Genomic DNA, 20667 nt, shown 5'->3' on the forward strand with positions numbered 1-20667 from the left:
TTACAGACTAGTATAATTATTTTTGTTGCTTAAGGAGTGATAGAATGAAGTGGGCATTGTCAGAATTAAATAAGTTTAGAGGAAGTCAAGTGGATTTCTTAGAAACAATTGATTTATCAGCCTCTTTAAAAAAAAGAGAACCATCTATTATTGATATTTCTCCAATTAAAGTCAATGGGTTTTTAGAAGTCGATGAGATAGGTTACTATGCTCATATGACAATTGAAACCATTCTTACTGTTCCATCATCTCGTTCATTAGAACCTGTTGAAATGCCATTAAATCTTCTCATAGATGAAGAATACATGACGCCTAGACAGTATGATGCATTAAAAGATGTGTCAGAAGATGATAAAAGCTTGATAATTGTGTTGGAAAAAGATTTAATCGATTTAACAGAAGCGATTGAAGACTTTATCCTACTAAATTTACCATTACAAGTTTTAACAGAAGAAGAAAAGCAATCAACAGAATTACCAAAAGGTGACTTTTGGCAAGTTGTTTCAGAAGATGATATTAAGGTAGAACAAGAAACTGAAGCAGCATCAACCATTGATCCTCGTCTTGCTAAATTATCTGACTTTTTTAAGGAAGATGAGCAGTAGGATTGGAATATATGTGACTTGTCACGTATTTAAGTTAGTAGGGAGGTGTATCTAGATGGCAGTACCAAAAAGAAAAACGTCAAAAGCTAGAAAAAATAGACGTCGTACTCATTACAAATTATCTGTACCAGGCTTAACAGCTTGCAGTAACTGTGGTGAAATGAGAAAATCTCATCATGTGTGCCCTTCATGTGGTCATTATGATGGAAAAGACGTTATGACTAAAGAAGCATAATTTACATTTTTATAGAAAATGTAAAACCGTTAGACTAACCATGGAGTCTAACGGTTTTTTGTTTTTCTTAAACCAAAATTTACTTTACTTTCTGTCCCTGCTTTGATTCGTTTGATATTATCACGGTGACGAATAATAATAAACAATGTGATGGCCACAGCAAGTGAAGTGAGTAGCCAGTTTTGTTCAGCTAGAATAAATGGTGCATAAATTGGTAATACTATAGTAGAAATGGTAATAATGATAGCACTAATCATACTTGCTAAACTAACGGTACTAGTTAAAAATAAAAAGATGATAAACAAACTAGCTGAGTAGATGAAAAAAGTGGGTGAGTAGGCTAGTAGCATCCCAGCACTTGTTGCCACAGCTTTACCACCTTTAAAGTGTCCAAATATTGGAAAAGTATGCCCCAATATCGCAGCCACACCAAACCACAATGGATCAATTGATAAACCAAACCAGATTGGTAAGCTAGTTGCCACTGTTCCTTTTAAGATGTCCATAAATAATACGGCTGTCCCAGCACGTTTTCCTAGTACGCGAAATGTGTTGGTTGTTCCTGTGTTGCCACTTCCAAACTCTCTAATATCTTTATGATAGAAGAATTTTCCAATCCACACACCAGATTGAATCGAACCAAGTAAATAAGCTAATATAAATAACGAAATAGTTTTCACGTTGTGTCCTCCTTAACGCTAGTCTATTTTACCATGAAATAAACGAGTGAACAATTGAGATAGGCAGTTTAAGAGAAGTAATCGCTTTTTTTTGTTATAATAAATGAAACAATTAGGAGGTTGATAATGATGGCATATAAAGATTTAGGCGATAAGAAAGTAAAAGAGATTTTAAACATTGCTCGTACTGTGGCGATTGTAGGATTAAGTGATAACCCTGAAAAAACAAGTTATCGTGTGGCAGAAGTTGTGCAAGCAGCAGGTTATAAGATTATTCCAGTTAATCCAATGAAAGAAGGAAAAACGATTTTAGGTGAAAAAGTTTATCCTTCTATTGAATCAGTTGATGAAAAAATTGATATCGTTGATGTATTTAGACCAAGTGCAGCATTAGTGGATGTGGCGAAAGATTTCTTAAAATCAGATGCGCCTGTTTTTTGGGCACAACTAGGAATAGAAAACGATGAAGCAGCTGACCTTTTATATGATAATGGTATAACAGATGTTATTATGAATCGCTGTATTAAAATCGAATTACAAAAATAATCAACAAGTGCAAAATTGCACTTGTTTTTTTAATCTTCCTTTACCGTAAATTTTGTGTAAAAACAGGGTAAAATATTCGTTTTTAAGACAAATTTTTTCAAATGTAATTGCTTTTATGAAGTAAAATGCTATAATTTAAGAGTATTCAAGGAAGTGGATGCAGATAATTTAAAGGAGGAACAGTCGTTGTTTAAAAAAGTTTTGAAGTATACAGGTCTAGTTGCGTTGGTAGCAACATTAGGTGCATGTGGTAGCGATTCTGCTAAAGATAAAGGAAGCGAATCAAGTAAAGGTAAGGATGATAAAGCCATTGAAACATTATCAGTTGGTTTTGTCCCATCAAGAGATCCAGAGGAAATTGTTTCAGCAACAGAACCTCTAAAAGAATTAATGCAAAAAGAGTTAAAAGAACAAGGATATGATGTAAAAAACATCGACATCACTGTTGGAACTAACTTTGAAGCGGTTGGTGAGTCACTAGATTCAGGTACACTTGACATTGGTTTTATCCCTGGTGGAACTTACGTCTTATATGATGAAGGGGCAGAACCTATCTTAACTGCAACACGCGCTGGATTGTCAATCGACTCAGACGAAGCGAAAGTTTGGAATGAAAACAAACCAACTGAGCCAACTGACAAACAAGTTGATTCTTACCGTGCATTAATGATTGCTGGACCATCTTCAAAAGGCCAAGCAGTTGCAGATAAAGTAAATAAAGGTGAAAAAGTATCATGGGATGATTTAAATAACCTTTCATGGAGTGTGATGAGTTCATCTTCTCCAGCTGGATACATTTACCCAAGTTTATGGTTAAATGAAAACTATGACAAAAAAATCACTGACTTAAAAAATATTGTACAATCAGATTCTTACGGTAGTGCCTTTGCTCGTTTAGCTTCAGGTCAAGTTGATGTGGTATTAACTTATGCTGACGCTCGTCGTGATAATGAAGAAAACTGGACAAAAGAATTTGGCCGTGAAAAATCTATCTGGGATGAAACAAACGTTATCGGTGTGACACCAGCGATTTATAACGATACAATCTCAGTAAGTAAAAACTCTAAAACAATGACAGATGATTTGAAAAAAGCGTTACAAAAATCATTTATCAACATCGCTAAAACAGATGAAGGTAAAAAAGTTATTGGTATCTACAGTCACGAAGGATATGTAGAAGCAAATCCTAAAGACTATGATAATGAACGAAAAGCACAAAAATTAGTTCAAGACGCTAAATAAATTTAAGAAAAACGAAACGTCAAACTGCGATCATCTCTTTTGATGATGGCAGTTTGTTTTTAGAAAGGATTTTAAGATGATAAAGTTTGATAACGTCCAAATGGTCTATCCAAATGGATATGTGGGTTTGAAAGATATTAATTTAGAAATTGAACAAGGTGAGTTTGTCGCAATCATTGGACTGTCAGGAGCGGGTAAATCAACGTTAATTCGTTGTGTTAACCGTATGCATGATATCACTGAAGGAACATTAATGGTTAATGAGACAAACGTTGGAAAGATTAAAGGAAAAGAAATTAGGGAATTTCGCCGTAAAATAGGGATGATTTTCCAATCATTTAACCTAATCACTCGTGCAACCGTACTAAAAAACGTCATGATTTCATCAGTCCCTGAATTACCTTGGTGGAGACGTGTGTTTGGTATTTTCCCAGAAGACGTCAAAGTAACAGCTTTAGAGTCATTAGACAATGTTGGGATTTTAGACAAAGCTTTTGTCAGAGTGGATCAACTATCAGGTGGACAGCAACAACGTGTGGCTTTAGCTAGAACATTGGCTAGTCATCCAGAAGTTATCTTAGCTGATGAACCAGTTGCGGCACTTGACCCTGTCACAGCTAAAACTGTCATGGATGATTTTAAACGAATCAACAAAGACTTAAATATTTCAGTATTAATTAACATTCACCACGTGGATTTGGCATTAGAATATGCTGATCGAGTGATTGGGATTAGACAAGGACAAATTGTTTATGATGGCCCATCAAAAGACGTGACAGAAGAAGTATTATCAACCATTTATGATGGGGATAAGAAAGGAGAGTAAACATGCGTAAAAAAACGATCACTTTGCCAAATGGAAAACAAGTCGTTCAAAAAGCATCTTACACTCCGTTGATTGTGTTATTAGTTCTTATATTTATGTATATTTCAATTCAAGTAACACAATTTAACTTCACGCAACTAGTCACTCGTGGCGATCAGTTTTTTGTGATGCTAAAAGCCATGTTTCCACCTAAAATGGATTTTTTAGATAAAGTGTGGGTTCCTCTTTTTGACACGATTAAAATGTCTTTACTAGGGTCACTCATTGGGGCATTATTAGCTGTTCCATTTGCTATATTGGCTTCTAATAATATTGTAAAAAATCGCTTTGTTTCGTCATTATTTAAATTGATTTTAAGTTTCTTAAGAACTCTACCAACAATCGTTATTGCCTTAATCGCAACATTTGTATTTGGTCTTGGAACAATGGCAGGGACAGTTGCTATTTTTATCTTTACGATTTCTTATGTTGGAAAATTAACATATGAACAAATCGAAGCACTTGATATGTCAACATTTGAAGCGTTGGAATCAATGGGGCTAACTCGTTTGCAAGCTTTTCGTTATAGTGTGATTCCAGCTATTTTACCATCTTATCTATCGACTTCTTTATTTAACTTTGAAGGAAATTTACGTTATGCGTCAATTTTAGGGTATGTTGGAGCTGGTGGATTAGGTATCTTACTGAACGAGCAGTTGGGTTGGCGAGACTACGGAAACGTTGGAACGATTCTAGTAGTATTGGTTATCTCTGTTGGAATCATCGAAACAATCAGCGAATTTTTCCGTAAAAAATTACAATAGAAAAGGAAGACATATATGAATCAACGTATTTTAACTGAATTAAACAAAGAACCAAATAAGACAAAGCAATACGTTATATTAGTAGCTGTCTTGCTTGGAGCGTTTATCTGGTCGTTGTCAGCATTAAATTTTAATGCCATGGACGAAGGCGGTGGAAAAATTGCCGCAAACATTCTCAAAGGGATTGTTCAACCGGATACTCAGCTTTTATTTAACGGCACAAAACAAGGTGTCCCTTACTTATTATTTGAAACAATCTGTATTGCCTTTTTAGGAACCATTTTTGGTGCGATTTTATCTATTCCAATCGCTTTTTTAATGGCACCAAGTATTATGCCAAAACCAGTGTATTTATTCATGAGAGCATTTGTGGTCGTGATTAGAACCATTCCGGCATTAGTCTATGGGTTAATGTTTATCCGTGTGACTGGACCTGGGCCATTTGCCGGAGTAATGACCATGTCTCTTACATCTATTGGGATGGTATCAAAATTATATGTTGATGTCATCGAGGAAATTGATACAGGTATTTTAGAATCAATGGATTCTTTTGGGTGTACAACGTTTGAAAAAATTCGTTTTGGGATTATCCCACAATTAATTGCTAACTTTACCTCCATTACCATCTATCGTTTTGATATGAACTTACGTGATGCGACTATTTTAGGTTTAGTAGGAGCTGGTGGTATTGGGGCACCACTTATTTTTGCCATGAATTCATATCGTTGGCATCAAGTAGGGTCTATCTTAATTGGCTTAATCGTGTTAATCTTAATTGTCGAAGTTATATCAAACTATTTGAGAGGAAAATTAGTCAATGGATAAGATAACAATTCTTTCTACCAGTGATACACATGGTTATTTGTACCCGACAGATTTTAGAGCAGTTAATCAAGATTTACCATTTGGCCTATCAAAAGCTGTCACAGCGATGAAAGAAGAACAACGCCAATCTGATGAGACACTTGTCTTAATAGACAATGGGGACTTTTTACAAGGTTCACCCATGAGTTACTACCTATCGAAGAAAAAAGAGAGTAAACAAGTCGCAGATATTATGAACGCTGTTGGGTATGATGTTGGCGTTCTAGGCAATCATGAATTTAATTATGGTGTCGAATACTTACTTGATACAGTGGAGCAACTAAACTACCCAATCGTTTGTGCGAATATTTTAAATGAAAACAATGAACCACTTACTGGTCAAGCTTATGTGATACTAGAAAAAAATGGTTTAAAAATTGCGGTGTTAGGGCTAACCACACCTTATATTCCAAATTGGGAACAACCTGAAACGATTAAAGGATTAACCTTTTTATCTGCACTTGAAACAGCTAAACACTATGTACCAAAACTTAAAGAAGAAGCAGATGTGGTCATAGTGAGTTATCATGGCGGATTTGAAAAAGATTTGCAAACTGGCACTCCTACAGAAAACTTAACTGGTGAAAACGAAGGATACGATATCGTGACCCAAGTTGAGGGAATTGATGCGTTTGTAACTGGACACCAGCACCGAGTGATTGCAGAAAAAATTAAAGGCACACCTGTTACACAACCGGGAGATAAAGCCAAACATGTTGGTAAAATCACGCTATGCTTATCTGATGATAAAAAAGTGACAGATTCAAGTGCTGAATTATTAACAATGGCTGATTATGATGCTGACAAAGACATAGTAGAAACATTTAAACCAGTATTAGATACTGTAGAAGACTGGTTAGATCAACCACTTGGACACATAGATGGAGACATGACGATTACTGATCCAATGAGTGTGCGAATTAATGGGCATGCTTACATTGAATTCATTCAAGATGTTCAGATGGACGCCACTGGGGCAGATATTTCTGGTACAGCTTTATTTGATAATGACAGTAAAGGATTCCAGTCTGATGTGACGATGCGAGATATCGTGACAAATTATATTTATCCAAATACTTTAGCCGTTTTGACAGTTTCTGGACAGGACTTGAAAGATGCGTTAGAACAAAGTGCTGAGTACTTTGCACTGAATGAAGATGACGAGATTGTCGTAAGCGATAAATTCTTATACCCTAAAACAGAGCATTACAATTATGATATGTATAGTGGTATTGATTACAAAATCAATGTGTCTTATCCTGTTGGTGAACGTGTGAGCGAGTTATCTTACAAAGGAAAACCAATCAAGATGGATGATTCACTAGATATTGTCATTAATCAATATCGTGCAGTAGGTGGCGGAAATTACGCAATGTTTGATGCGTCAAAAATCATCAAAGAAGTGACAGTTGATATGACAGAGCTTATTTCCAACTTTTTACAAACCCATCCAAATTATCAAGCAAAAACAACCTTTCACTTTAAAGTAGAAAAAAATAAAAATACCGACTAGAATTTACTAGTGGGTATTTTTTGTTTTTTTTAAAAGCCTTTAGCTACAAAATAACTAAGGGCTTTTACATGGATTATTTTTGTTGTTCATCATACTTATCAGCTTTTTCTTTTAACTCTTTAATATAGGCTTCGAATTCTTCCACTGAGTCAAATCCATATTTCTTTTTAATATAAGTTATTACAGGCATTCCTTTATCGAATTCTTGTTTAAGATTATCAAGCATTTTAGTCACCCTCCAATCGTTCGCTAGTTACATTTATTTTAGCAATAATAGTCAAAATAATATGTTATTTATTAATAACTTGAATGAAATTTATGTTTTTTTTAATATCTATTATTATATGACAAGACATTCTTTTTTTGGTACACTTAATGTAAGTTTTAAAGAGAGAGGATGATAACCATGTTTAGTAAAACAAAGTTAGTAGTTGGCTCCGTCATTTTAGGTGTGTTAGGTTTTAGTCCCATGATTATGTCTCTTATTGGAAAAGGAAAGAAAGAAGAGTATTTAAAAATTAATCCTAAATATTACCATGATAAAGATGAACCTCTTTTTAATAGTGACAGTAACAAATAAGGTACAAGTTCTTAGAAGCTATTCTAAGAGCTTTTTTAATGCGAAAAATGACGTTCTTACTTTTGACAGAGTGGTTAAATCTAGTTATACTGAGTTTAACAAGTGAATAGGAGATGAGAGTAATGGAAACAGTCGCTAGAAAAATTGGAAATTCTGTTGGAGCTATTTTTCCTAAAGATATTTCTCCTGAAGTAGGAGATACGTTTACTATTACTAAAGTTGGCGAAGCCTATATTTTAAAACCTAAAAAAGAAGATATTTTTAAAGATGCTAAGGATTGGGCAGGTTTTAGGGATTCTGTGGTACAAGAAGATACCGAGTGGGATATTATGATGTCTAAAGGGGACGAGCATTAAATGAACGCGCCAAAACAGAAGGATATTGTCTGGATGGACTTTGATCCATCAAAAGGTAAAGAAATTAAAAAACGTCGACCAGCTTTAGCTGTTAGCCGAGACGAATTTAATCAGCATACTGGTTTTTGTTTGGTGTGTCCCATCACGTCAACAAATAGAGATTTTTCTACTTACGTGACGATTAAACAGCCACAACAAGTAGAAGGTGAAATTGTCACCCACCAGTTACGAGCAATTGATTTTACAAAACGTCATTTAGAAAAAATCGAGCAATGTGACATGTTGACCTGGATAGATGTTGTAGAAGTTATAGATATGTTTATATGAAATCTAAGAAAACTTACCTTTATAGGGTAGGTTTTTCTTTTTTATTTAAAGTGGGTTTCAAGTGACAAAGTGTCACTATTGTGTTATTCTTTTTCTAAAGTAACACTTTGTCACTTTTGTAGCACGATTATTTAGATGGAGGGATTATATGAATAGCACACTAAGTATAAAAAACGATATTATGACAGAAATATTTTTAGGGAAAAAGTACGAAGAAGCTGAACAACACGACAAATTTATGAGTCACTTATACATGAATATATTGTATCCTAATAACTATGATTATTGGATGGCACACAATCCACCTATTGCAAAAGGTATCACCCTTTTATTTGATAAGGAGAAACAGTCAACCTATATTGGAACATTACATCATGACATAATAGAAAATAGACCAGGATTTGAGAGGATTGAGATAAACGGAGAAGAACTCGTTCAACTAACGGTTAAAATTAATCATGCTTCGGGGGAATCATTTGAGGATAGTACGTTTGATACACTATTAGCCGATCATTTGCCAAATAAAATGGATTATAAGTTTGCCCATGTGACGTTTGATTCAGGGTTTAATCTTGAAGAAAGTGAACAAGAAGTTGTGGTTAATTATATTTATTAAATAATATTCATTTAAAAAGTGGTAGATTAAATCATTTTGATGATGTCATTGATATGATATAATCTATGACTTTTTTTGCTTTGAATAATGGTGACAAAAAGAGAAACGTTACGTTATAATGGTGTTTAAAAAGGAGGGTTAAAAATGACAATAGAACGTTTTTTTAAAGATGGAAAGTTAACAACAATTCCTCGGAAAACGAAAGATAAGCGATTATTATTTGAAAAATTGAGCGATCAGTTTGAACAAAATACTGATTATACTGAAAAAGAGATTAATAACATCCTGAAAAACTATTATGATGACTTTGCTATTCTAAGACGATTTTTAGTAGATAATGATTATTTGGTAAGAGACGACTACGGTACGATTTACCGGAAACAAGTAAAAAAGTGACTAATCATAGTGATTGATATATGTAAACAACTGTATACATGTTGATATATAGGCTTTGTCACGATAAATAGACAGACAAGACTCTAGTTTATCATGTACTCTTTAATTCACTAGGAGGATAAAAAAATGAACTTTAGCAAACAATTAAGAAAATATCGGGAACTTCATGGATTTTCTCAAGAGGTATTAGCAAAAAAATATATGTCACACGTCAAACAATTTCTAAATGGAAAAATGACAAAAGTTATCCTGATATTCATAATTTACTCGCTTTGAGTATTCTTTTTGATATCACCCTAGATGAATTAGTCAAAGGGGACATGGAAATAATGAAAAATGTTGTGGATAATGAGAAGATGGATACAGACGTAAAAGGCATGTTGATTTTTCTTATACTGATGTTAATTATTGGGATACCTTGTTTAATTGTATTTGATGGCATAAAAGGGTTGATTTCTTTTTTATTTTTCTCAATAGGTATGATGTATTATGCAATGAAGATAGAAAAAAAGAAGAAGAAATATAACATCAAAACATTTAAAGAAATTATTGCTTTTTCTGAAGGTAATGGGACTTTAGAGGAGTTACAAAAAAATCGTAGTACAAAAAACTATCTTAAAGAAAAAATCTTAATCGTAACAAGTTTTTTAGGTGTTGTTACTATTTTAGGTACAGTAGTTAAGTTTATTACTGAATTTCTTATGACATTTTTTTAATTTTTTGACCTATTTTATTGATAGGTCTTTTTATTTTGGCTTTTAATAAGAATTAATGCTGTGAATATCATAGGTGATAGCTTATTTCAAACAAGTAAAAAGTATGTTTATTATTGGTTTTATGATAATATCATATAAAAGATATGTCGTATATATTGAAATAGGCTATTCAAGAGAAACAGTGATAGTATCAAAAAAATTAAATAAACGATGTGAAATTCTGTAAACCTTGAGTTGTTCTGTATTACAACTAAAAATTTCGACTATTTATAGTTAGGAGGATAGGAAATGAAAAAGAAATTATTAAAGAGATTAGGGTATTTATTTGTATTTTTGGTCTTTGTTTTTCTTTTTTATCATATTTTTCCAGTAATAGTTGAAGCAAGAGCAGGTGGTGGGGGAAACACTGGTGGAAGTATTAGTGGAGGAAACAATTCAGGAAGACATAATATCTTTCAAGTGCTTTTATTAATTTTATTAGCGCCACTATTCATGTTGAAAAATTTTTTATCCTCTTTAAAGGAAAATACTATGTATACAGATATCGATGACTTAGAATTATGGGAATACAAATCATTGTTTAGAAATATACAACTTGCTTGGAGTCATGGTGATATGACAGAAGTAAAAGACCAAATGGATGTCACATTATATGAAGATTTTCAGCAAAAACTAGCAGAATATAAACGATTGAATAAACAAAATATTGTCACAAATATTCAGATAGATAAGGTCAAAGTAACACGCTCCACACAAAACAATCCTTTAAAAAAAGTGCTATTCGAGGGAACGCTGGTTGACTATTTTGAAGAAAATGGTATGCCACCAAGTGGTGAAATTGAGCCTATATCATTTAAAGATATCTGGATAATTGAAAGAGTAGGAGAGAAAATGATCGTAAGAGATATTCAAAATTTATAGATGTAGTTAATTAATTTTAATAATAAAGGTGAGGTGACTCTAATGGATGATAAAAAACTCTTAAAATCAGAAAAAATACGGTTAAAAAATGACAAGTTACGAGCTAAAGGAAAAGATCCTTTAAAAGGTTGGGGGAAGATGGTAAATACAGGACTAGGAGGCTTAAATAAAGCAAGCTTGGTTGATACGAAAGATTTTGCAAAGGACTTGCAAAAAGATATAGCCAAAGAAAATGAAAGAAAAAAACTATAATAAAAACAAAGGGAGAAATATGAAAGACTATTTATTAGAGCTAAGAAAAGATGTGGGAAATCGGCCATTAGTAGTAGCAGGCGTGCTAGGTTTACTAATAGAGCGTCACGAATTATTGCTAATTAAACGAAGTGATAATGGATTATGGGGATTGCCTGCTGGTTCAATTGAGTTGTATGAATCTCCCTATAAAGCAGTATGCAGAGAACTTTTTGAAGAAACAGGATTGAAAACATTAGAAAAAGACGTCGAACTATTAAATGTTTTCGGCGGTGAAAATCATGTATTTACATACCCTAATGGAGATATTTGTTCATTTGTTTCGATGAGTTTCTTAATAAAAGACTATACAGGAAGCATTATAAAACATACGAATGAAACAATTGATTGTCAGTTCGTTCCATTAGACAATTTACCTGAAAATATAGCAAATCATGAAAAACTTATCATCAACGATTACATCAAGAATAGCGGACTGAGAAACTAGTAAAAATAGGTATTTATAAATAACGCCATTTTTGTTTGACAACGCTTTAATAAAATGCTAATATATGTTCATAATTCATTATGTTATTACTTAGGGTAAGCATGTTTGAATACAAGACAGTGATTATTTTAAATATGGAAGTTATCACATTAGTGAGCTGAGACCTATTTACATCATTTGATAAATGATTAAATGGGATTTTTTTGTTTAAATAGGAGATTAGCTATGATCATAGAAAGAGTATTAAATAATAACACAGTCATCTCTTCAAATGGCAAAGGTTTGGATATATTGCTGATGGGTAAAGGAATTGCATTTGGTAAGAAGAAAGGTTCCAAGGTTGAGATGGAACAGGTTGAAAAAACATTCATCTTACAAGATAAGAATAATCAAAATAAGTTTACAGAACTTTTGATCAATGTGCCAATGGAATATGTTTTAGTTTCTGAAAAAATTATAAATTTTGGAAAAATCAAATTGGGTAGAGCCTTAAATGAGATAATATACATTAACCTGACAGACCATATTTATTCAACTATTGAGAGATATCAGGAAGGTATTCGATTAAAAAATCCTCTACTATGGGACATTGCAAGATTTTATCCTGATGAATATGCTGTTGGAGAAAAAGCTTTAGCCATTATTAAATCAGAATTAAATGTAGAATTGGAAATAGACGAAGCAGCGTTCATTGCATTACATTTTATAAATGCGTCTGATAGTAAAACAAATGATTATGCTTATGAGGTGACAAGTATTACCAAAAAAATTGATGAGATTGTAAAAGAGCATTACAATACGGAATTTGATGAATCTTCATTAGACTATTATCGTTTTATAACTCATGTTAAATTTTTTGCTCAGAGACTGTTGGCACATGAACATTATGATGATGAGGACGATGATTTATTAGAAACACTGAAACATAAATATGAAAATGAATATGTGTGTTCTCTTAAAATAAAAGAGTCTATTTTGATGGACTATCAATACGAATTAAGTGCCACCGAACTAGTCTATTTAACGGCACACATTAGAAGAATTACAAAAAATTTAAATTAATAGGATTGTTATCTTAACAGAGCATGACCTATCACTAAACATTTAGTAATAGGTTATGCTCTTATTTTATATTCGGAGGGAAGAAAAATGGATTATAAAAAAACAGCGAAAGAAATTTACCAAGCATTAGGAGAAGAACAAAATATTATTTCAGTTACTCATTGTATGACGAGACTTAGGGTGAAATTAAAAAATACGGATAAGGTTGATGATGCAAAAGTTAAAGATATTCCTGGGGTTATGGGGGTTATGAAAAAAGGAGGACAATATCAAGTTATTTTAGGAAATGATGTCAATAAATACTACAAAGAGTTTATAAAATTAGGTGATTTTAAAACAGATGATGCAAGTGAAGAGCCTAAAGAAAAAACAACGGTATTAAATGCGATTGTAGACGTGATAACTAGTTGTATGTCTCCCTTAATTCCCGCTTTAATTGGTGGAGGGATGATTAAAGTATTACTGATTATACTACCGATGATTAATTTACTTAGCAAAGATTCTCAAACGTTTGCCGTGTTATCATTTTTTGGTGATGCTCCGTTTTATTTTATTCCAATCATGTTAGCTTATACCGCTGCACAGAAATTTAAAGTATCACCAATGTTGGCAGTCACTGTGGCAGGGATTATGTTGCATCCTAATTTCGTTGCATTAGTAGCGGAAGGAAATCCTTTAAACGTTTTTGGGTTACCTATTACGTTGGCATCCTATGGTTCATCAGTTATTCCAATTTTAATTGTAGTTTGGTTGATGAGTTATATTGAACGATTCTTTGACAAAATCATTCCATCTGTTATTCAAAGTTTTGCAAAACCGTTATTAGTTATTATTGTATCCGGTGTGCTAGCTTTAGTTATTGTAGGGCCTTTAGGAACATTGGTAGGTGAAGGGTTATCTACTATGATGATTTGGTTACAAGACAAAGCAGGTTGGTTAGCATTAGGGTTGATGGCTGCTTTTATGCCTTTAATTGTTATGACAGGGATGCATTGGGCATTTGCACCAATTTTTTTAATAGCCTCTTTCCAAAATCCAGATATGCTTATTTTACCTGCTATGTTAGCTTCGAATATTGCTCAAGGAGCTTCTGCGTTAGCAGTATCATTTAAATCAAAAAATAAAGACACAAAACAAACAGCATTAGCTGCCAGTTTATCTGCCTTAATAGCTGGTGTAACGGAACCTGGTTTATATGGGATTGCATTGAAATTTAAGAAACCGTTGTATGCGTCAATGTTAGCTTCAGGAATTATGGGTGTATTTGCAGGGTTTGTCCATTTAGAATCTTATGCATTTGCTGTACCATCATTTATTTCACTTCCTCAGTTTATTGGAGAAAATGGAAACTCAAATATTATTAATGCCATAATTGTTGCGGTTGGCTCATTTATTTTATCATTTGTTTTTACTTGGATTTACGGATTTAACGAAGAAAGTATGTCATCAAATGACCAGAGCCAAGTAGATAATACTCATTTATCTGTTAGCAATGATCCGAAAAAAGTGTATTCTCCTGTAAAAGGTCAATTAGTAGCATTAGAAAAAGTAAATGATCCAACTTTTTCTGAGAAAATAATGGGAGATGGTATCGCTGTTGTTCCGGAAAACAATGAGATAGTTGCTCCATTTTCTGGAGTTGTGTCGGCAGTTTTTCCGACAAAACATGCAATAGGATTAACCAGTGATTCTGGTATTGAATTGTTAATTCATATAGGAATTGACACAGTTGAATTAAACGGTAAATATTTTGAATCGTTTGTTGAATCAGGCGATACAGTCGAAAAAGGACAAAAAATGATTACTGTTGACATAGAGAAAGTGAAAGAAGCTGGATATGACATAGTGACTCCTGTTATTGTGACAAATACCGCAAATTATATTGACATTGTTGTGCCAAATGATACTGGTGATGTTTCAAATCAAGATACTATTTTATATACAATTTAGAGGAAGAGGGGAGAAGAGATGAAATTTCCTGAAAACTTTTTATGGGGAGGCGCAATAGCAGCGAATCAAGCTGAAGGTGCGTATAATATTGGTGGAAAAGGATTATCTGTACAAGATGTTACTAGAAAAGGGTGGCAAGAAGAACCACAAGAATACCCAACCGAAGATAATTTAAAATTAAAAGGAATAGATTTTTATCATAGATATAAAGAAGATATAAAATTATTTGCTGAGATGGGATTTAAAGTGTTTAGACTTTCTATCTCGTGGCCTAGAATATTCCCCAATGGTGATGAAAACACACCAAATGAAGAGGGGTTACGATTTTATGATGAAGTATTTGATGAATGTTTGAAGTATGGGATAGAACCCTTAGTGACATTATCTCACTATGAAACACCCTTACACTTAACGAGAGAGTATGATGGATGGAAAAATAGGCAATTAATTGATTTTTTTGAAAAATATGTTGAGGTAGTGTTTAAACGATATAAAGATAAGGTAAAATACTGGTTGACATTTAATGAAATTAACTCCATTACACATGTTCCATTTTTAAGTGGAGGGATCAATACTCCTAAATCAGAATTAAGTCATGAAGATATTTACCAAGCCATTCACCATGAGTTAGTTGCTAGTGCTCGTGCGGTTAAAAAATGTCATGAATTGATTCCAAATGCTCAGATTGGGTGTATGATTTTAGGTGTTCCAATTTACCCATTGACGCCTAATCCCCATGATGTTTGGGAAGCGTTAGAAACAGAAAGACAGAATTATTATTTTTCTGATATACAAGTCAGAGGGTATTATCCAAGTTATACCAAGCGATTTTTTAAAGAAAATAACATTCAGTTAAACATTACGGAGCAAGATAAAGAAGATTTAAAACATACAGTAGATTTTGTTTCGTTTAGTTATTATATGAGTGCTTGTGCTTCTTCTGATCCCACGATAGAATCAGGAAAAGGAAATATTATTGGTGGTGTTCCTAACCCTTATCTTGAGTCAAGTGAATGGGGTTGGCAAATCGATTCGTTGGGATTAAGAATTTATTTGAATGAATTATATGATCGATACCAAAAACCCGTTTTTATTGTTGAAAATGGATTAGGTGCAGTCGATGAATTGGTGACATTAGATGATGGAACTAAAACGGTTATAGATGATTATAGAATTAATTACATGAATGACCACCTTGTACAAGTGAGTGAAGCGATTGAAGATGGCGTTGAAGTGATGGGATATACATCATGGGGATGCATTGATCTAGTCAGTTTCACAACAGCTGAGATTCGAAAGCGATATGGTTTTATTTATGTCGATAGAAATGATGATGGATCTGGTTCCATGCAACGCTATAAAAAGAAAAGTTTTGATTGGTATAAACAAGTGATTGCGACTAATGGGAAATCTTTAATTAATAATAAAATAGACTAAAAAGATTCAAAATCTCTCTTTATGATAAGTTTATTCTTATCATGAAGAGAGATTTTTTGTTATGATAAAGGAATTTAATTGTCTTTATTGCTAACTAAATAACAAAAAATGAAACTTTTTTAATATTAATGATAATTATATTGTTTAATTATTGGTTTTTGGATTACAATATAATCAAATATATAAATAAAAGAGGGATGATTATGAAGAAAATAACGATTTTTTTATTGTTATTAGTGGGAATTCTTTTTACAGTACCTAAGACACAAGTGGAGGCAAGTAAATTACCTGATGAGCCTAAGAAAAATGTAAGACTTGATATTAACTTAAAGGATAATCCGGATGTGCATTTAAACAATATCAACTTAATGCCATCAAGATTATATACGTTAACAGATGATGATCAAAATATCTACTTCTGTTTAGACGAAGGCAAATATTACCCAAATAATGTTGATTATACACTTGATACTAGTAAAAAATTATCAGGGCCTGTTTTGTGGTTAATGCAAAACTATTTTACAAATATTGATAAAAATGTCCCTGTAAAAAATGTGCCAGACTATCAAAGTGCGAATAATTTAACTCGGTATACTGCTACACAAATTGCGATATGGAAATTAACCGGAGCAAACTTTAAAGATATTATTATTGAATCAAACCCTTTAATTCAACAACTATATGAAGAAGCAAAAGATAAAACAACTGATGGGGATAGCTATCAACAAACCATCGAAAAAATTGATAATATTGAGATTAATGTAAAAGATATTATTCCAAATGGTGAAGATGAAAATAACTATTACTATAAAATGACATTTCAAGATAATATTGATGCTGAAACAGAAAAACTAATTCAAATAGATGATAATGATACAAATATAGATGTTCATCTACTAAAAAATGGGAAAACCACAGATATTACAAAGGATGTTAAGACAGAATCAAATTTTGCCACACGAACTATTTCTCTTACAATTCCTAAAAAAATAATAGATGAAGATAAATCACCTGATACAGAACTATATTGTAATATTGACACGATCGTGCGAAGTAAAGAACCTTACTATGTTGTCTATTATGCCAAACCAATTGTGCAACCAATAGGAACCTTACAACCGATTGAAAAAAGATTGGTTACTCGTGCAAGTATTGACTTCGATGGAACAGAAACCTCATTTTCTGTTTTGAAACACTGGGAAGACCAAGATAATCAAGATGGTTTAAGACCACAAAAATTAGCTGTCCAACTTTATCAAAGCGATAAACCTTATCAATTTAGTAAAAATGAAAGCATCACAACAGGTAATGAATCAAAATTTGAAGAACTTAAATACTTAGATGAATCCAATGACTGGGAGTACATTTGGGGAAACTTACCAGTAAAAAATGATGAGGGACAGCCTGTCTACTACACTGTTAGGGAGGAATTTGATTCTAAAGATTATGAATTAACTATCCAAGCGACTGATGAAGGGAAAGCCTTATTATTAAAAAATAAACATAAAGTAGAAGAAGTCGTCATTGAAGGCGAAAAAGTTTGGAATGATTCAAATAATCAAGATGGTGTTCGACCTAATGCTGTGACCATTGAATTATTTGCTAATGGCAAATCCGTTATGAAACAAGAAGTTTCAGAACAAAACAATTGGAAGTTTCAATTTAAAGGATTACCAAAATATGAAAATGGAAAAGAAATAGTCTATACAGCAAAAGAAATAAATGTACCAAAAGGCTATAACTCAACCATTAATAATGATGAGAATGGAAACATTGTCATCACAAACTCTCATGAGCCAGAAAAAACAGAAATTTCCGGCAAGAAAACATGGAATGATGCCAATAATCAAGACGGCAAACGCCCAAAATCAATCAAAGTAAACTTATTGGCAAATGGCGTCAAAGTTGACTCGAAAACAGTGACTGAAAAGGATAATTGGGCCTATACATTTAGCGACTTAGATAAATATGAAAATGGCGAACCAATTGTTTATACTGTTAATGAGGACAGTGTTCCTGATTACACCGTCTCAATTAAGGGCAATGACATAATCAATAGCTACATACCAGGAAAAACAAGTGTCACCGTATCAAAACATTGGAATGACTCAAATAACCAAGATGGTATTCGTCCACAAGATATTAGTGTTCAACTCTATGCTGATGGCAAAGAATCAGGTAAACCTGTGACACTAAACGAAGAGAACAAATGGCAACATACATGGAAAGAGTTAGATGAAAAGAAAGATGGTAAGACCATTGAGTACACAGTAAAAGAAATAAACGTACCAAAAGGCTATAACTCAACCATTACCAATAATGAAAATGGAAATATTTTAATCACGAACTCTCATGAACCAGAAAAAACAGAAATTTCTGGCAAAAAAACATGGAATGATGCAAACAACCAAGACGGTAAACGTCCAGAATCAATCAAGGTAAACTTATTGGCAAATGGCGTTAAAGTTGACTCTAAAACAGTGACTGAAAAAGATAATTGGGCGTATACGTTTAGCGACTTAGATAAATATGAAAATGGTGAACCAATTGTTTATACTGTTAATGAGGACAGTGTGCCTGACTACACCGTCTCAATCAAAGACAATGACATCACAAATAGTTACACACCAGGAAAAACAAGTATCACTGTATCAAAACATTGGAGTGACTTAAACAACCAAGATGGTATTCGTCCGCAAGACATTAGCGTTCAACTGTATGCCGATGGAAAAGAACTCGGTAAACCTGTGACACTTAATGAAGGAAATAAATGGCAATACACTTGGAAAGAATTAGCCGAAAAGAAAAATGGTAAAGCTGTTGAGTATACAGTGAAAGAAATAAATGTACCAAAAGGCTATACTGCTACTGTCTCAGATGATGGTAAAGGACACATCACTTTGACAAACTCTCACAACGTATCAAAAGAACCTGGAACAAATGGAAGTGGTACAACACCAAATAATAATAATAATCCAAATTTACCAAGTACAGGTGAAGCCCGTTCAATGAGTCCAATTTTCTATGGAACAGGCATATTATTAATGTCAATGGGTGCTTTTTATATTAGAAGAAAACACTAAAATTCATTTTTATAAACATCAATTTATGATGAGTGGAAATCTCGTCATAGATTGGTGTTTTTGATACGTTGTAATTTAATCAGTCATAAAGAAACAAACGTCAGATTTCGTGTGACGTTTTTTCTTTTACCTATTAGACCTATAAATCAAAGTAAACATATACTATAATGATAAAAATGGATACGGAGTGATAAGTATGAATACAGATTATAGAAAATTAGATTCCACATCTAACAATGTTCCAAGATGTGAGGCATTGCTACCATATGCACTTGAAATATTGAAAGATGGAAGAGAGATTCATAAGAATGAGTTTAGAAAACGTGTGATAAAACTTTTAGCAATTCCTGATGACATAGTAAATATAAAATATCCGAATCATCCTGATGCTGAAGGCATACTAATGGATAGATTGAATTACGTTTTAAGTGATCTATTTAAAGCTAAAGCTGTAGAAAGAACTAAGCGAGGAGTCTATAAAGTCACAGATTTTGGCATAGGATTACTGGATAAATATGGTGAGAATTTAGATTATACGATATTAAAACAACAAGAACCGTATTTAAACTATTTAAAAGAACTAAAAATTAGAAATGAAAAATCTGGCATAGAATCATCTTATTTACAAGAAGGGAATACTGAAGAACAAGATTTAATGGAAGTTGAAAACATAGTTACTTCTATGAAAAATATGGTAGCTACTGAACTTTTAGAGAAAGTTAGAGCAAGTGACCCTATCTTTTTTGAAACGCTTGTTGTAAAACTTTTAGTCGGTATGGGGTATAGCGGTACAAATGGAAATGCTTACGTGACTAAACCAACAAATGATGGTGGAATAGATGGTGTGATTAATCAAGATCCCCTAGGTACTAGCACTGTTTATATACAAGCAAAGAGATATGCAGAAGACAACAAAGTTGGACGAGCAGCTATCCAGTCTTTTTATGGGGCTTTAGCAGATGTTCATGCGGACAGAGGAGTGTTTATTACTACTTCAGATTATTCGAAAGGTGCCATTGATTTTGCAAAAAATCAAGGAATAGTCTTAATCAATGGTATAGAATTAACCGATTTGATGATTCAATATGAAATTGGTGTAGAACCAATCAGAGAATATAAACTTTATCGAATTGACAATGACTATTTTGAAGAAGAATAATGATTAAATTA

Annotated in this window: 24 protein-coding genes; 22 read left to right on the plus strand and 2 right to left on the minus strand. The window is 32.9% G+C overall.

The window, feature by feature from the left end:
• Positions 1–44 precede the first annotated feature (44 nt).
• Together CBF36_RS00445 and rpmF are read left to right on the plus strand one after the other, a co-directional pair.
• The gene (locus CBF36_RS00445) at positions 45–605 is read left to right on the plus strand and encodes a YceD family protein (RefSeq protein WP_125955640.1); all 561 of its coding nucleotides are present in this window, start codon (positions 45–47) and stop codon (positions 603–605) included.
• 55 nt (positions 606–660) lie between these two features.
• Complete coding sequence (rpmF, locus tag CBF36_RS00450) at positions 661–840, plus strand: 50S ribosomal protein L32 (RefSeq protein ID WP_125955642.1); 180 nt, start codon at positions 661–663, stop codon at positions 838–840.
• A 47-nt stretch (positions 841–887) separates the two neighbouring features.
• Here rpmF and plsY read toward each other — a convergent pair whose 3' ends face one another.
• Positions 888–1520 (minus strand): glycerol-3-phosphate 1-O-acyltransferase PlsY, encoded by a 633-nt coding sequence (gene plsY / locus CBF36_RS00455; RefSeq protein ID WP_125955644.1) that lies wholly within the window; start codon positions 1518–1520, stop codon positions 888–890.
• 129 nt (positions 1521–1649) lie between these two features.
• On the opposite strand from plsY, the gene CBF36_RS00460 reads away from it, so the two are divergent.
• The 6 genes from CBF36_RS00460 (at position 1650) to CBF36_RS00485 (ending at position 7314) form a co-directional block, all read left to right on the plus strand.
• Complete coding sequence (locus CBF36_RS00460; RefSeq protein WP_125955881.1) at positions 1650–2066, plus strand: CoA-binding protein; 417 nt, start codon at positions 1650–1652, stop codon at positions 2064–2066.
• Between the two features lie 186 nt (positions 2067–2252).
• On the plus strand, positions 2253–3308 hold the full coding sequence (locus tag CBF36_RS00465; protein ID WP_125955645.1) for a phosphate/phosphite/phosphonate ABC transporter substrate-binding protein: 1056 nt from the start codon (positions 2253–2255) through the stop codon (positions 3306–3308).
• Positions 3309–3384: 76 nt separating this feature from the next.
• Positions 3385–4134: a phosphonate ABC transporter ATP-binding protein gene (phnC, locus tag CBF36_RS00470; protein ID WP_125955648.1), complete on the plus strand. Its 750-nt coding sequence runs from the start codon at positions 3385–3387 to the stop codon at positions 4132–4134.
• 2 nt (positions 4135–4136) lie between these two features.
• A complete protein-coding gene (gene phnE, locus CBF36_RS00475) occupies positions 4137–4937 on the plus strand; it encodes a phosphonate ABC transporter, permease protein PhnE (protein WP_125955650.1) in 801 nt (266 codons plus the stop codon).
• A 15-nt stretch (positions 4938–4952) separates the two neighbouring features.
• A complete protein-coding gene (gene phnE / locus CBF36_RS00480) occupies positions 4953–5762 on the plus strand; it encodes a phosphonate ABC transporter, permease protein PhnE (protein ID WP_125955651.1) in 810 nt (269 codons plus the stop codon).
• Complete coding sequence (locus CBF36_RS00485; protein ID WP_125955653.1) at positions 5755–7314, plus strand: bifunctional metallophosphatase/5'-nucleotidase; 1560 nt, start codon at positions 5755–5757, stop codon at positions 7312–7314. The genes phnE (CBF36_RS00480) and CBF36_RS00485 overlap by 8 nt, the downstream gene beginning before the upstream one ends.
• A 73-nt stretch (positions 7315–7387) precedes the next feature.
• Here the strand turns inward: CBF36_RS00485 and CBF36_RS12220 are convergent, their stop codons facing one another.
• Positions 7388–7540 (minus strand): hypothetical protein, encoded by a 153-nt coding sequence (locus CBF36_RS12220; RefSeq protein WP_165865343.1) that lies wholly within the window; start codon positions 7538–7540, stop codon positions 7388–7390.
• A gap of 180 nt (positions 7541–7720) precedes the next feature.
• Here CBF36_RS12220 and CBF36_RS12225 point away from each other — a divergent pair, with 180 nt between their 5' ends.
• From CBF36_RS12225 to CBF36_RS00550, 14 genes are all read left to right on the plus strand, one after another.
• On the plus strand, positions 7721–7894 hold the full coding sequence (locus CBF36_RS12225) for a hypothetical protein (protein ID WP_165865344.1): 174 nt from the start codon (positions 7721–7723) through the stop codon (positions 7892–7894).
• Between the two features lie 122 nt (positions 7895–8016).
• Entirely contained in the window at positions 8017–8250 is a 234-nt protein-coding gene (locus CBF36_RS00490) for an AbrB/MazE/SpoVT family DNA-binding domain-containing protein (RefSeq protein WP_125955655.1), read from the plus strand.
• Positions 8251–8577, plus strand: a complete 327-nt coding sequence (locus CBF36_RS00495; protein ID WP_125955656.1) for a type II toxin-antitoxin system PemK/MazF family toxin — start codon at positions 8251–8253, stop codon at positions 8575–8577.
• 148 nt (positions 8578–8725) lie between these two features.
• Positions 8726–9193, plus strand: coding sequence for a hypothetical protein (locus CBF36_RS00500; protein ID WP_125955658.1), 468 nt, complete (start codon positions 8726–8728; stop codon positions 9191–9193).
• A gap of 144 nt (positions 9194–9337) precedes the next feature.
• Positions 9338–9589, plus strand: a complete 252-nt coding sequence (locus CBF36_RS00505) for a DUF2087 domain-containing protein (protein ID WP_125955660.1) — start codon at positions 9338–9340, stop codon at positions 9587–9589.
• Positions 9590–9909: 320 nt separating this feature from the next.
• Positions 9910–10305, plus strand: a complete 396-nt coding sequence (locus CBF36_RS00510; RefSeq protein WP_243637944.1) for a hypothetical protein — start codon at positions 9910–9912, stop codon at positions 10303–10305.
• A 288-nt stretch (positions 10306–10593) separates the two neighbouring features.
• Positions 10594–11226 carry a TIM44-like domain-containing protein gene (locus tag CBF36_RS00515; protein WP_125955662.1) on the plus strand — a complete coding sequence of 211 codons (633 nt, stop codon included), beginning with the start codon at positions 10594–10596 and terminating at the stop codon, positions 11224–11226.
• Positions 11227–11268: 42 nt separating this feature from the next.
• Positions 11269–11478 (plus strand): hypothetical protein, encoded by a 210-nt coding sequence (locus CBF36_RS00520; protein ID WP_125955664.1) that lies wholly within the window; start codon positions 11269–11271, stop codon positions 11476–11478.
• A 19-nt stretch (positions 11479–11497) separates the two neighbouring features.
• Entirely contained in the window at positions 11498–11965 is a 468-nt protein-coding gene (locus tag CBF36_RS00525; protein ID WP_125955665.1) for an NUDIX domain-containing protein, read from the plus strand.
• A gap of 225 nt (positions 11966–12190) precedes the next feature.
• The gene (licT, locus tag CBF36_RS00530; protein ID WP_125955667.1) at positions 12191–13027 is read left to right on the plus strand and encodes a BglG family transcription antiterminator LicT; all 837 of its coding nucleotides are present in this window, start codon (positions 12191–12193) and stop codon (positions 13025–13027) included.
• Positions 13028–13114: 87 nt separating this feature from the next.
• On the plus strand, positions 13115–14977 hold the full coding sequence (locus CBF36_RS00535; protein ID WP_125955668.1) for a beta-glucoside-specific PTS transporter subunit IIABC: 1863 nt from the start codon (positions 13115–13117) through the stop codon (positions 14975–14977).
• 18 nt (positions 14978–14995) lie between these two features.
• Entirely contained in the window at positions 14996–16414 is a 1419-nt protein-coding gene (locus CBF36_RS00540; RefSeq protein ID WP_125955670.1) for a glycoside hydrolase family 1 protein, read from the plus strand.
• 203 nt (positions 16415–16617) lie between these two features.
• Positions 16618–19497 carry a Cna B-type domain-containing protein gene (locus CBF36_RS00545; protein ID WP_165865345.1) on the plus strand — a complete coding sequence of 960 codons (2880 nt, stop codon included), beginning with the start codon at positions 16618–16620 and terminating at the stop codon, positions 19495–19497.
• A 196-nt stretch (positions 19498–19693) separates the two neighbouring features.
• Positions 19694–20656, plus strand: coding sequence for a restriction endonuclease (locus tag CBF36_RS00550; protein ID WP_125955674.1), 963 nt, complete (start codon positions 19694–19696; stop codon positions 20654–20656).
• Positions 20657–20667 lie beyond the last annotated feature (11 nt).

It is taken from the genome of Vagococcus bubulae (assembly GCF_003950315.1).
In the GTDB taxonomy this organism is placed as follows: domain Bacteria; phylum Bacillota; class Bacilli; order Lactobacillales; family Vagococcaceae; genus Vagococcus; species Vagococcus bubulae.